Origin of the sequence: Clostridium sp. SY8519 (assembly GCF_000270305.1) — a bacterium.
Classification (GTDB): Bacteria; Bacillota; Clostridia; order Lachnospirales; family Lachnospiraceae; genus SY8519.
The window spans coordinates 1,235,769-1,248,781 of record NC_015737.1 but is presented as its reverse complement, the minus strand read 5'-3'; the positions used below and the strand labels follow the sequence as shown (position 1 = coordinate 1,248,781).

The 13,013-nt window shown below is 52.2% G+C and carries 12 protein-coding genes; 1 reads left to right on the top strand and 11 read right to left on the bottom strand.

Annotated features, from left to right (window positions below; genetic code table 11):
* Positions 1-161: 161 nt before the first annotated feature.
* The 11 genes from CXIVA_RS05940 to CXIVA_RS05890 all read right to left on the bottom strand — a co-directional run bounded on the left by CXIVA_RS05940 (position 162) and on the right by CXIVA_RS05890 (position 10,364).
* Positions 162-416, bottom strand: a complete 255-nt coding sequence (locus CXIVA_RS05940) for an HPr family phosphocarrier protein (RefSeq protein ID WP_013977093.1) — start codon at positions 414-416, stop codon at positions 162-164.
* Positions 417-656: 240 nt separating this feature from the next.
* Positions 657-1,991 carry an NADP-specific glutamate dehydrogenase gene (gene gdhA, locus CXIVA_RS05935; RefSeq protein WP_013977092.1) on the bottom strand — a complete coding sequence of 445 codons (1,335 nt, stop codon included), beginning with the start codon at positions 1,989-1,991 and terminating at the stop codon, positions 657-659.
* Positions 1,992-2,135: 144 nt separating this feature from the next.
* Positions 2,136-2,627 (bottom strand): hypothetical protein, encoded by a 492-nt coding sequence (locus tag CXIVA_RS05930; RefSeq protein ID WP_013977091.1) that lies wholly within the window; start codon positions 2,625-2,627, stop codon positions 2,136-2,138.
* Positions 2,628-2,857: 230 nt separating this feature from the next.
* Positions 2,858-4,201, bottom strand: coding sequence for a replicative DNA helicase (gene dnaB / locus CXIVA_RS05925; protein WP_013977090.1), 1,344 nt, complete (start codon positions 4,199-4,201; stop codon positions 2,858-2,860).
* Between the two features lie 20 nt (positions 4,202-4,221).
* On the bottom strand, positions 4,222-4,668 hold the full coding sequence (gene rplI, locus CXIVA_RS05920) for a 50S ribosomal protein L9 (protein ID WP_013977089.1): 447 nt from the start codon (positions 4,666-4,668) through the stop codon (positions 4,222-4,224).
* A complete protein-coding gene (locus CXIVA_RS05915) occupies positions 4,665-6,758 on the bottom strand; it encodes a DHH family phosphoesterase (protein ID WP_013977088.1) in 2,094 nt (697 codons plus the stop codon). Before CXIVA_RS05915 ends, rplI begins: the two co-directional genes overlap by 4 nt.
* Positions 6,759-6,808: 50 nt before the next feature.
* Positions 6,809-8,227 (bottom strand): sodium:alanine symporter family protein, encoded by a 1,419-nt coding sequence (locus CXIVA_RS05910; protein ID WP_013977087.1) that lies wholly within the window; start codon positions 8,225-8,227, stop codon positions 6,809-6,811.
* A 124-nt stretch (positions 8,228-8,351) separates the two neighbouring features.
* Positions 8,352-8,609: a 30S ribosomal protein S18 gene (rpsR, locus tag CXIVA_RS05905; RefSeq protein WP_013977086.1), complete on the bottom strand. Its 258-nt coding sequence runs from the start codon at positions 8,607-8,609 to the stop codon at positions 8,352-8,354.
* A gap of 15 nt (positions 8,610-8,624) precedes the next feature.
* A complete protein-coding gene (locus tag CXIVA_RS05900) occupies positions 8,625-9,077 on the bottom strand; it encodes a single-stranded DNA-binding protein (RefSeq protein WP_013977085.1) in 453 nt (150 codons plus the stop codon).
* Between the two features lie 22 nt (positions 9,078-9,099).
* The gene (gene rpsF / locus CXIVA_RS05895) at positions 9,100-9,390 is read right to left on the bottom strand and encodes a 30S ribosomal protein S6 (RefSeq protein ID WP_013977084.1); all 291 of its coding nucleotides are present in this window, start codon (positions 9,388-9,390) and stop codon (positions 9,100-9,102) included.
* A gap of 218 nt (positions 9,391-9,608) precedes the next feature.
* Complete coding sequence (locus CXIVA_RS05890) at positions 9,609-10,364, bottom strand: NAD-dependent protein deacylase (RefSeq protein WP_013977083.1); 756 nt, start codon at positions 10,362-10,364, stop codon at positions 9,609-9,611.
* Between the two features lie 290 nt (positions 10,365-10,654).
* On the opposite strand from CXIVA_RS05890, the gene CXIVA_RS05885 reads away from it, so the two are divergent.
* Positions 10,655-12,868: an alkaline phosphatase family protein gene (locus tag CXIVA_RS05885; protein WP_013977082.1), complete on the top strand. Its 2,214-nt coding sequence runs from the start codon at positions 10,655-10,657 to the stop codon at positions 12,866-12,868.
* The last annotated feature ends 145 nt before the right edge of the window (positions 12,869-13,013 follow it).

The following is a 13,013-nucleotide window of genomic DNA, read 5'->3' as shown; positions in this document are numbered from 1 at the left end:
CCGGAACTCCCGGCGCTGCGCGGGTTCCGGAACGGACAGAAAAGCCGCAGACCGCCGGTGGGAATTCCCGTCGGCGGTCTGCGGCTTGTTTTTACTGTTTCATTTGTCACCTGTGTGTTCTGATCTGTGCCTTCTTACGGGCTGACGCAGATCCGCGCCTTTTACTGGCAGAGCAGGAACTGTTCCATAGCATGGATCGCGTTGGCTTCATCCGCACCGTCCGCTTCCACCTGAATCTTCATTCCCTTGGATGGGTTGAAGGCCATGATACCCATGATGCTCTTAGCGTTGATGCGATGTCCTTTGTCTACAAGAAAAAGATTACTGGAGAACTGACAGGCTACCTGTACCAGTTCTGCAATTGGATTCTCATACTTATCAGCAACGTCAGCAATTACAATTTCCTTGTTACTCATACCCTTACCTCCATAAATATCTGCTTGTTTATAAATATAAGCCGAATGATTTTGTTTGACAAGCCTCTTCCGGACGAAAGGGCAATATGAACGATAACTTGCAAAAACAGGTAAAAAATTTAGGCATGTTTCCGATGAAAACATGCCTGATTTCCGGCCGATTCCCCACTGAAACAGTCGGAAATCGGCCGGTTTTCCAGTTTTTCAGCCATTTATTGCCTGTGCGCAGAAAGCTGCTTCTTACAGCACACCCTGTGCCAGCATAGCGTCTGCGACTTTCTCAAAGCCCGCGATATTGGCGCCGGCTACATAGTCGCCTTCTTTGCCATAGCGTTTTGCTGCCTGGTCGATATTGTGGTAGATATTTACCATAATATCCTTCAGTCTGGCATCTACTTCTTCGAAAGTCCAGCTGAGACGCTCGCTGTTCTGGGACATCTCCAGAGCGGAAGTAGCTACACCGCCTGCATTGGAAGCCTTGCCCGGAACAAAGAGAACGCCGTTCTCCTGCAGATATTTGGTTGCGTCCAGGGAAGTCGGCATATTCGCGCCTTCCACAACTGCAGTGACACCATTGGCAACCAGTGCTTTGGCGTCGTCGATCAGCAGCTCGTTCTGTGTCGCGCAGGGCAGTGCAATATCACATTTCACGCTCCATACGCCGCGGCCTTCATGATACTCCGCCTGCGGTCTTGCTGCCGCATACTCTGTCAGACGGGCACGTTTCACTTCTTTGATCTCTTTTAACAGCTCCACATCAATTCCATCCGGATCGTAGATCCAGCCTGTGGAATCTGAGCAGGTCACCGGTTTCGCGCCCAGCTGCTGTGCCTTCTGGATCGCGTAAATAGCTACATTGCCGGCACCGGATACGCAGATGGTCTTGCCTTTGATGTCGTTGTTATGGTTCTTTAACAGCTCTTCGGTCAGGTATAATACCCCGTAGCCGGTTGCTTCGGTACGTGCCAGAGAACCGCCGTATGACAGTCCCTTGCCGGTCAGAACACCTTCATACAGATTTTTGATCCGTTTGTACTGGCCGAACATATAACCGATCTCTCTGGCGCCGGTTCCGATATCGCCTGCCGGTACATCCACGTCCGCGCCGATGTACTTGCACAGTTCCGTCATGAAAGCCTGGCAGAATGCCATCACTTCACGGTCAGATTTTCCCTTCGGGTCAAAATCAGAACCGCCCTTGCCGCCGCCGATGGGAAGGCCGGTGAGGGAGTTTTTGAAAATCTGCTCAAATCCCAGGAATTTGATGATTCCGATATATACAGACGGGTGAAGGCGAAGGCCGCCTTTGTACGGTCCGATGGCATTGTTGAACTGTACACGATAGCCGGTATTAACCTGTGTCTGTCCCTGGTCATCCACCCATGCCACACGGAACTTGAACTGTCTGTCCGGCTCGGTAATACGCTCTAAAATAGCCTCTTTCCGGTAAAGCTCTTCATTGGCGTCAATTACCGGGCGCACCGACTCCATGAATTCCTCGACTGCCTGCAGAAATTCGGGTTCGGAAGCGTTTTTGGTTTTTACTCTTTCGAGCACTTCATCTACATATCCCATTTGTGTGTTCTCCTTTACTGCTGTTTGTCTCTAACAGTGGTATTTTATTACAATTCCGAAGGACACACAAGAATATTCAGGGATTTGTATTAAAAAAAACAGGCATACCGGTATACCGGTATGCCATGGCATTCCCTGAAAAATCTACTTATAACTCAGCACATAATCCTGATTCTGCACCGAATAGTAAACAATCTGTTTTTTCGTAATCTGTTTCATGCCCAGATCCTTCGCGGCTGCCGTTTTGATCTTGAACAGATCGGACCTGGTTTCGATCCGCTTCTGCAGAATGTCATTGGCGCTGATCTTCGCGCTGACCTGGCTCTGCAGTTTGCTGACTTCCGCCGCATGGGCGGTTACCCGGCTCTGCAGGGTAAGATACAGATAACATACCAGACAGACGGCTACCAGAATCATGGAGTAAAACAGAATGGACCGGACGCTCATGCGGGATTCCCGCTCTCTGTTCCTGGCCACACAGTGCTCAATCTGTCGGCGTCTGGCTTCCCTGCGGCGCTGCTCGCGGACATGGGAAGGAACCGCCACCGGCTTTACCGTCAGGTTGCCGCCGAAAGTCGTCGCAATCTCGTAATAGTGCCCTTTTGGTTCGTAATCACCCTTTGGTTCTGCGCTCACAGATCTCCTCCTGATCCCCGTTGCTTTCCATCAAACTGCTGTCATCCTGTCCCGGACAAATCCGACCGATACCAGATTTAGTATAGCGCAGAACAGAACCCCTGTACAGCTGAAACTTCAGTTTTTTTGTGAAAATACCACCTGTCGGCGATACGGGACGCCAGCACCACAAAATATAGTATTCTGCCGACGTTTTCCCCTTCTGCCGCGAAATCCAGATCTTGTATCTGTCAGGACTTCCGATCCATCTCCAGATTGCCGAATCTGGTATACTCCGGCATCCACACCAGATCTACGGTACCAATGGGACCGTTTCGCTGCTTGGCGATATTGATCTCGGCAATGCCCTTTTTTTCGGAATCTTTATTATAGTAGTCATCCCGGTAAATGAACATGACCACATCGGCATCCTGCTCGATGGCGCCGGATTCCCGCAGATCCGACAGAATCGGGCGCTTGTTGTCCCTTTTTTCCACCGCGCGGCTCAGCTGGGACAGCGCCACCACCGGAACATTCAGCTCCCGGGCCAGCGCCTTCAGGGAACGGGAAATATTCGAGATCTCCTGCTGTCTGGATTCTCCGGATCCCACCATCAGCTGAAGGTAGTCGATAATAACGATCTGGATATCATGCTCCAGCTTGTATTTTCTGCACTTGCTGCGCAGTTCGCTCATGGAGATTCCCGGCGTATCATCAATAATCAGCTTGGACTTGCCGATGGTGCTGGCGCTTTCGATCAGCTTCTCCCAGTCCGAATCGGACAGGTTGCCGTTGCGCAGCAGCTGGGCGTCAATCTTGCCTTCCAGCGCCAGCATACGGTTTACCAGCTGTTCCTTGGACATCTCCAGGCTGAAAATCGCGGCCGCCAGGTGATCGATCACCGTTACATGATGCGCGATATTTAAGACAAACGCGGTTTTTCCCATGGAAGGGCGGGCGGCTACCAGCACCAGGTCCGAGGGCTGCAGGCCGGACAGCTTATAGTCAAGATCAATGAATCCGGTGGCAATCCCCGTTACCGTCCCCTGGGTCATGGACGCCTTTTCGATATTGTTCAGGCTGTTCAAGACCACCTGTTTGATCGGCACATAGTCTCCGGTATTCCGGTCCTGCAGCAGGGAAAAAATACTGCGTTCCGTATCTTCCAGAATCTCGTCCAGGGGTTTTTTCCCCTGATAGCATTCTTCTGCCAGGGACTCGTTGGTGCGGATCAGCGCCCGGAGCATGGATTTCTCCTGGACAATTTCCGCGTAGTAACGGATGTTTGCCGAAGTAGGCACACCGGCCAGCAATTCGCCCGCGTATTCCAGACTGCTGATCTCCGGCGGCGCGTTTTTTTCGCGGAGACGTTCCTGCAGGGTAACCAGATCGGCCGGTTTGCCTTCGTTAAACAGCTCCACAATGGCTTCAAACACCAGCCCGTACTGCGCGTAATAAAAGTCTTCTTTTGTAAGTAATTCGGATGCTTCCATGATCGCGTCGCGGTCCATCAGCATCGCGCCGATCACAGACTGCTCCGCCTCCAGGCTGAAGGGCATAGTCCGCTTCATCGGAGCTCCGTCTTCTATCGCCATAATCTCTCTCCGACCGGAATCTACGCCTCAACCACCTGTACCCGCAGGGTTCCCGTTACCTGCGGATGCAGTTTGATAGGTACTTCATAAGTTCCCAGAGCCTTAATCGGATCAGACAGAACCATTTTTTTCTTGTCAAGCGTCAGAGAAAGCTGCTCTTTGGCCGCTTCTGCGATCTCCTTCGTGGATACGGAGCCGAAAATCCTGCCGCCCTCACCGGAACGGATCGGAATCACGACTTTTTTCCCTTCCAGATCTGCTGCCAGCTGTTTCGCCGCTGCCAGGTGCTCTGCCGCCACTTTATCATTGTGCTTTTTCTGCAGTTTCAGGTCGTTTAAATTCTTTCCGTTGGCTTCCTGCGCCAGTTTTTTCGGAAAAAGCATATTTTTTGCGTAGCCGTCGCTGACGGATACGATTTCACCTTTTTTGCCGAGAGACTTTACGTCTTCAAGTAAAATTACTTTCATTCCCTGATATCTCCTTCTTTGATCATTTCATCTATGGTGTTCTTGATGATGCTGACAGCTTCCTCGATGGAGCAGTTTGCCAGCTGGGCTCCCGCGGTGCTCATATGTCCGCCGCCGCCCAGACGCTCCATAATCCGCTGCACGTTGATCTCATCGATGGAACGTGAGCTGATGTAGATCTTTCCGTGATAGTCTGTCAGCACAAAGCTGGCGCGGATTCCCACAATATTCAGCAGTTCATTCGCCGCCTGCGCGCTGGCCACCGTCGGACTTTCGATCTCATCCGCCGGACATACGCTGATGGCAAAGGAATTGCGGTATACCTCCGCGTGGCGGATGGCTTCTGCCCGGGCCTTGTAGGCGCCCATATCATTCCGCAGCAGCTTCCGGACCCTGGTGGTCTCCGCGCCGCAGCGCCGCAGATAGGCCGCCGCCTCAAACGTGCGGACCCCTGTCTTGGTCATGAAGTTGTTGGTGTCAATCAGTATTCCTGCGTACAGCGCATCCGCTTCCGCGTCGTTTAACTGGATGTCATCATCAAAATACTGCAGCACCTCCGCGATCATCTCGCAGGTGGAAGAAGCATATGGCTCAATATAGGAAAGCACCGCTCCCCGGATAGTCTCCTCCCCGATTCTGTGGTGGTCGAAGACAACCACCATCTTTGCCCTGGCCAGAAGCTGCGGACTCTCCGTATAGCTGGGCCGGTTGGTATCCACCACAATGAGCGCCGTCTGGGGCTGCAGCTGTTCCAGCGCTTTTTCCGAAGTAATCAGCAGATCCTCCGGATATCCGTGCTCCGGCGAAAAGCAGTCACAGATCGGCCGCAGAGAAGTATTCACTTCATCCAGGACAATCTGGGCATGTTTGCCCAGCTGTCTGGCCGCGCAGTAAACGCCGATGGCCGCGCCAAAAGAGTCCACATCCGCAATGGAGTGTCCCATGATGTAGAAATTATCCCGCTCGATAATGATCTCCCGCAGAGCCAGCGCCTTGACACGGGCCTTGACACGGGTGGATTTGGCTACCGGTTCGCTGTTGCCGCCGAAATAGGCCACCCGGTCTCCGGTCTTTAATACCGCCTGATCCCCGCCACGGCCGATGGCCAGTTCGATGGCGGCTCTGGCGTACTCATAGTTTTTCGCGTAGCTTCCACCCGCAAATCCCAGTCCCATACTCAAGGTCATGGAGCTTTCATTTCCCAGACGGATGGTCTTGATATCTTCCAGCAGGCTGAACTTATTTTCTTCCAGTTCTTCCAGATACTGCTTCCGGAAGACGACGAAATATTTGTCTTTTTCGATTTTTTTCACTAAGCCGTCCACCGAGGCAAAGTAACGGTTCACCTTGCGGTCTGCCAGCGCCAGCAGCAGGGACTGCTTGACCTCTTCCACGGTATCGGCGATCTCTTCGTAGTTGTCAATATAGATCAGCCCCGGGATCATCTTCAGGTCTTCATTTTCCCGTTCGGCCCGCATCAGACGGGTTTCATCAAAGAGCTGGATCATATAAATGGCGTTTCCGCCATCCGCCGCGCAGGACTTTTTCTTTTCTTTCCTGGACTGCTCCGGCGCACTGCCGGCTGCATTCTCCGCGTCCGGATCCCCGATTTCCAGACGGATCCTGTGGATATGGGCCCGCAGGCTGCGCTCCTCATAATCCACAATAAGGTCCTGTTCTTCTTCTTTTTTCAGGCGTTCGATGGTAATCCCGCTGAACACGGAGGTGATGGATTTGCGGTAGTCTTTGCCCACATCGGTCAGTGCCGTAAACTGCTCATTCACCCACAGAAGCTTGCCTGCGCCGTCTGTCAGCGCAATGGGGATGGAAAAATGCTCCATCATCTGCTTCAGAATCGAATTATACTGCGCGGCAAAATCCACCATCTCATCCAGGATCCGCGGTTCGCCGGACTTCAGGAAAATCCCAAGCACAGCCAGATACAGCGCGATAATCACTGTACCCAGCGCTCCCGCGCGGATATCAATCAGATATATCAGTACATTCAGCACCGCGAAGGCAATCGTCAGAAGCAGCGGAACTTTGGAGTATTTCTTAAGATTGTCATAGATTTTGATATCATCTGGCATGGTATAAACCTCCGAGTGTATATGATTATAACATATCCGCTCAGGCTTTCCTACTTGGATTTATGCTTGCCGGCCCGGAAGAAGTCCCTGGTCTCCTTCACCACAACTCCGCTTAAGGTCAGGATCGCGATCATATTCGGGATCGCCATCAGTCCGTTGAAAATATCCGCGATGGTCCAGACTGCGCTGACCGTCATGTAGGGTCCGATAAACACGGCCAGAATGTAGAACCAGCGAAAGATCCGGATGGCCTTTGTCTTCCCGCCGGTGATATACTCCAAACAGCGTTCGCTGTAATAATCCCAGCCTAAGATGGTGGTAAAGGCGAAAAACACCAGACACAGCATCAGAATAAAGGCGGATACCCGGGACGGGAACGGAAGCCCGTGCTGGAAGGCATAGGTGGTCACCTCCACGCCCTCGATGCCTTTGACCTGCCATGCACCGGTCATAACAATGGAAAGTCCGGTCATGGTACAGATGACAATCGTATCAATAAAGGTACCGGTCATGCTGACCAGACCCTGACGCACCGGCTCCTTGGTCTGTGCCGCAGCCGCCGCGATCGGCGCGCTGCCCAGGCCTGCCTCGTTAGAGAAGATACCGCGGGCAATACCTTTCTGCATGGCAACAAACATCGAACCGACCACGCCGCCGGTCACCGCCCGCGGGCTGAAAGCTCCTTTGACCACTACTGCCACGGCTGTTGGAATATGCTGAATATTCAGAATAATCAGGGTCACCGCAAATACCACATAGATAATCGCCATAAACGGTACCACAATCTGGCTGACATTGGAGATCCGCTTGATGCCTCCGATCAGCACCAGGGCAACAAAAAAGGTAAGCACCAGGGAGGAGATCACCACCGCCCAGGAGTAGGTTCCCAGAGCCGGGATCTGTACCGTGTGCAGTGCCTTCGGATCGAAGAAATTCTTAATCGCGCTGGAGATTCCGTTTACCTGGCTGAAGGTACCGATACCAAACAGACCGACACAGCAGCCAAAGAAGGCAAAGATCTTTGCCAGCCATTTCCACCGGGGCCCCATACCCCGTTCAATATAATAAAACGGTCCGCCAAGGCTGTGCCCGTTTTCATCAACGGTACGGTATTTGACGGCCAGAAGGCCCTCTGCGTATTTTGTGGCCATACCAAAACAGGCCGCCACCAGCATCCAGAACAGTGCCCCCGGGCCGCCGGTACATACGGCGGTAGCCACGCCGACAATGTTGCCGGTTCCGATGGTCGCCGACAGGGCAGTACACAATGCCGCAAAGCTGCTGATTTCTCCGCTTCCGCCCTCTTCATTCCGCACCATCCATTTCAGCGCCAGCGGCAGGCGCCGAAACTGCATCACACCCATGCGCACGGTCAAAAGCACACCGCCCGCCAGAATCAGGACCATCAGGGGGACTCCCCACACGTATCCGTCCACGGCAGTGATCACATCATTAATCATTTTCCACATAACTTTTCTCTTTCCTTACGCCAGCGGCCCCCACAGCCGCCATTTCCAATCTCCGAAAAACAGAAAAGGCCGCCGCTGAACCATCAGCGGCGACCTCACGCATACTGCTAAAATACCGTGTAAATTAGTCCTGTACGTATGGCATCAGGGCGATGTGACGGGCACGTTTAATTGCTACCGTGATAGCACGCTGATGTTTTGCACAGTTGCCGGTTACTCTTCTCGGCAGGATCTTGCCACGCTCAGAGATGTATCTCTTCAGCTTGGCTGTATCCTTGTAATCGATTACATTATCTTTGCCGCAGAATACACATACTTTTCTTCTTCTGCGATTGCCGCCTCTTCTGTAAGAGCCGCTTTTGCCTTCTTTATTGTAAGCCATGATTGTACTTCCTCCTTAATTAAACGGCAGCTCCTCATCGATTCCGTCCGGAATATTCATGAAGCCGTCTCCTACTGCCTCGCCCGGAGCCGGTGCTTCCGCGCCTGCATTCTGCCGATAGGATGCCGCGTGTTCCGCACTTGCTGCCTTGCTCTCAGCAAATTCCTGTTCTTCCACGATCACATCTGTGGTATACACTTTATTGCCGTCACGGTTGGTATAACTGCCGGTCTGGATTCTGCCTGTAATGGCGATCTTGATCCCTTTGCGCAGATACTTCTCCGCAAACTCCGCCTGGCGGCCGAAAGCCACGCAGCCGATGAAATCCGCGGTCTGGGAATCTCCCTGACGCTTGAATCTGCGGTCTACAGCCAGTGTATATCTTGCAATCTGTGTGGCGTTCTCACCCTGTGAATATCTCACTTCAGGGTCTCTGGTCAAACGTCCCATTAAAATGACTTTGTTCATAGGATCACTCCTTAACTAGCTTTTATGCCTCGTCTTTCTTAACGCATAAAAATCTGAGCACGTTGTCCATAATACGAACATTCTGTTCTAACTGAGCCGGAACAGTCTCGTCAGCATCGAACTGGATGAAGTAATAATATCCTTCGCTCATCTTCTGAATCTCATAAGCCAGTTTCTTCTTTCCCCAGTCCTCAACTTCTGTCACAGTTCCACCGAAACGCTCGATGTAACCTTTCGCTTTGTCGACAACTGCAGCTCTGGCGTCGTCTTCGATTCTGGCATTCACAATCAGTGCTAATTCATATTTGCTCATGCTTTCTTACCTCCTTCTGGTCTTGTGGCCCCGGATCTTCGTCCGGAGCAAGGAACGCTAACGACAAACAGCGGTGCTGCTTACTTAATTAACGTAAAAAATATATCACAGAGTGATATTATATCAGAAACGCATATCTGCAGCAAGTATTTTTTCCATTTTCTTTTCCGGCAAAATTACCGAATTCTCTGCGGAATTCTTCCTGATTCCCGGAAATTTTACAGCTGAATCCCCTGCAGCGCCGCCACCCGGGTGAATACCTCGCCGATCTTTTCATGGATCACCAGCGTATCCGCGTTTTTCCGGATATTCAGTTCATCCCGGTTAATAATCACCAGATATTTTCCCCGGAAATAATCAATATAGGACGCTGCCGGATACACGGTCAGGGAGGTGCCTCCGATGATCAGCATGTCCGCGCCGGCAATGGCTTCCACCGCATGGCGCACCGCTTTTTCCGGAAGTCCTTCTTCATACAGTGTGATATCCGGCCGGATCATTCCGCCGCAGGCGCAGTGGGGCACCGGTTCTTCGGATTCAAATATATAATCCGCCGGATAGGTCTTTCCGCAGCGTACGCAGTAGTTGCGCAGGGCGCTGCCGTGGATTTCACAGACGTTTCTGCTGCCTGCCTTCTGATGCAGTCCGTCAATATTCTGAGTCACAATGGCGTCTAATTTGCCGGTGCGCTCCAGCGCCGCCAGATACCGGTGGGCATTGTTGGGCTCGATCTTCCGGGTGTCCATCTTCTGCCGGTGGTATTCAAAATACACCTTCGGTTCATTCATCAGACAGCTGTGGCTGAGCAGATATTCCGGCCGGTACTGATCGAACCGGACGTCGTGCTGGTTGTACAGACCGTCCTTGCTGCGGAAATCCGGGACGCCGCTCTCTGTCGACACGCCTGCTCCGCCGAAAAATACAATATCTTCAGATGCGTCTATCCATTCCTTTAACTGTCTGATCTCATCCATAGGCTGCTCTCCTCCCTGTCTGCTTCCTGTTCCCGCGGATCCTGCCGCCCGCGGTATTCTACTTGATTTTACCACATTTCCCTTTATTTCTTAAGATTCCCTCACAGAAATTTCAGAATTTCCGCAAGCCGCAGATATTGACAGAACCGCGGTTCTGCTATTTAATGATTACAGTGCCGGAAGATCCGGCACAGAGGGGCGGCTTACTGCCCCTGTCATTTTATGACTTCAGCAGCTACTGTACGTCACATGGACCCTCCATCTGACGTTTTTTTATTCAGGATGGACATATGATGAATCAGACCAACAACTCCCCCAACCGCCGCTCCCCACGCGCTTTTTTCAAGGAAAACATCTCCTTCCGGCTGGCCCCCCGCAAATGGATCCGCCTGCTGGCGCTGGCAGTTACTGTATTTATGCTGCTTTTCGTGCTTCGGTACCGGAATCTCTATTTGCAGGAGGGAAACGCCTACGGAGCCGCAGTGCTGGCTTTTTCCCTGCTGGCCGCGCCTCTGGCCGGCTTTTTCATCGGCGTGCGTGTCACAACCAGTGACAAAATGACCTTACCTTATTATACTGTCATTTTCTTCCTGATGCCCATCGCCTCCATGCAGATGGTGGAGACCTTCAACGGGAAATTTATCTACAATTTCTCCGTACCCACCTTTCTGCTGAACTATGCGGTCTATCTGTTCTTTTATCTGCTGGTCTATCTGTTTTCCGGCAGATATCACTTAAGCGGTCTGGTGGTGAATATTGCCCTGTATGTACTGGCCATGCTGAACTACTGGGTTGATCTGTTCCGGGGCACCCCCTTTCTTCCCACGGACATCTCCACCTTCGGCACCGGCATGGAAGTGGCGGACGGCTATACCTACGAACTGACCTGGCAGCTGATCACCGCCTCCATTCTCATGTTTCTGATCTATCTGCTGAATAAGGAAATGAAAAATGTCCGTCCCTTTTTCCGGGCTTCCCGGGTCCTGGCCCGGGTTCTTTCCGCCATTTATGTCCTTGTGGTCCTTTTCATCCTGTTCTGCACCAGTTTTCTGGCCAATCGGGGCTACAAGCCGGATTTCTGGGATCAGAGCCGCGGCTACCACAACACCGGCACCCTGTTTAATTTCTGCCTGAATTTAAAATACCTGCATATCAGCAAGCCGGAAGGATATGATGTCACCAAGCTTTCCGACCTCATCGACCGGGAAGTCTCCAAATACGAAACCGACGGCGATTCCTCCACCTCCGTCAGTCTGCTGACGGGAAAGGATACTTATAAAGCCGGAACGGCCACGCCCAATGTGATCTGCATCATGAACGAATCCCTGGCAGACCTGGGCACCCTGGGGGATCTGAAAACCAACAAAGACTACATGCCGTTTATCCACAGCCTGACCAGGAATACCATCAAAGGCACCCTGCAGGTTCCCGTCTTCGGCGCCGGCACCAGCAATACGGAATATGAATTCCTGAGCGGAGATTCCATCTCCTATCTGCCGGCCGGAAGCAATGTATACCAGTCTTATATAAAAGAAGACGACCACATGCCCACCCTGGTATCAAATATGAAACAGCTGGGATACTCCGCCACGGCCTTCCACCCCTACTACGCTTCCGGCTGGAACCGGATTAATGTATACAAGAATTTCGGATTCCCCCGCTATGTCAGCATCGAAGATTTCGTAGACGCGGATATTCTGAATACCTATAAGAAAAATAACGATTCCTACGAATACGAACAGCTGTTAAAGGAACGCTATCCAAACCGGAACATGCTGCTGCGCCGCTTTGTCAGCGATTCCTATGATTTCCGGATGGTGGAGAGCATGTACCGCAAGCGGGACACTTCCAAACCCTTTTTCCTGTTCAACGTAACCATGCAGAATCACGGCGGATACGCGATGGATTACGACAATTTCAAGAAAGGCATCTCTATCCGCAGGCCTGCCGGAAATTATGAAAAAGCCACCCGCTATCTGTCACTGATCAAATATTCAGACAGTGCCTTCAAGCAGCTGGTGCAGTACTTCCAGAAAGTGAAAGAACCCACCATCATCTGCATGTTCGGTGATCATCAGCCCGCGGTGGAAGACAGTTTCTATGAATCGCTGTACGGTACGGATCTGGATTCCTTAAGCACGGAACAGACCCAGCAGCGCTACACCACGCCCTTTGTCATCTGGGCCAATTATGACATTCCGGAGGAAACCCTGGACAAAATCAGCGCCAACTATCTTTCCACGCTGGTTTCCCAACTGGCCGGTCTGCCCCAGACCCCTTATCAGAAATTCCTGGCGGCCATGTATCAGGAGCTTCCGGTCCTGGATTCCGTAGGCTATATGGACCGCAGCGGCCGGTATTACAGCTACAACGACAAAACGAATTACTCCGGCCTTATTGCCGATTACCGCTGTCTGGAATACAACCACCTGATCGACCGCAAGAACCGGCAGACTTCCCTGTTTACGCTGACGGACAGCACCGCGGGCACTTCCGGAAACTGACCGGGTAAACATCACCGGCCATTGCCCCGGCGACCGGGTGAAAGCGTCGCCGGGCACCTCCCAGAGGCCGAATGAAAAGCATTCCCTGACATAACCCGCCGGCCGCAGAACCCATCGCCTGCCAAAAGAGGAACCGCCGACTCCG

Coding starts and splice junctions, on each gene's coding strand:
- CXIVA_RS05900 (WP_013977085.1), bottom strand. CDS start 9,077: ATGAACAAAGTCATTTTAATGGGACGTTTGACCAGAGACCCTGAAGTG.
- CXIVA_RS05910 (WP_013977087.1), bottom strand. CDS start 8,227: ATGTGGAAAATGATTAATGATGTGATCACTGCCGTGGACGGATACGTG.
- CXIVA_RS05940 (WP_013977093.1), bottom strand. CDS start 416: ATGAGTAACAAGGAAATTGTAATTGCTGACGTTGCTGATAAGTATGAG.
- CXIVA_RS05890 (WP_013977083.1), bottom strand. CDS start 10,364: ATGGATGAGATCAGACAGTTAAAGGAATGGATAGACGCATCTGAAGAT.
- rplI (WP_013977089.1), bottom strand. CDS start 4,668: ATGAAAGTAATTTTACTTGAAGACGTAAAGTCTCTCGGCAAAAAAGGT.
- CXIVA_RS05915 (WP_013977088.1), bottom strand. CDS start 6,758: ATGCCAGATGATATCAAAATCTATGACAATCTTAAGAAATACTCCAAA.
- gdhA (WP_013977092.1), bottom strand. CDS start 1,991: ATGGGATATGTAGATGAAGTGCTCGAAAGAGTAAAAACCAAAAACGCT.
- dnaB (WP_013977090.1), bottom strand. CDS start 4,201: ATGGCGATAGAAGACGGAGCTCCGATGAAGCGGACTATGCCCTTCAGC.
- rpsR (WP_013977086.1), bottom strand. CDS start 8,609: ATGGCTTACAATAAAGAAGGCAAAAGCGGCTCTTACAGAAGAGGCGGC.
- rpsF (WP_013977084.1), bottom strand. CDS start 9,390: ATGAGCAAATATGAATTAGCACTGATTGTGAATGCCAGAATCGAAGAC.
- CXIVA_RS05885 (WP_013977082.1), top strand. CDS start 10,655: ATGATGAATCAGACCAACAACTCCCCCAACCGCCGCTCCCCACGCGCT.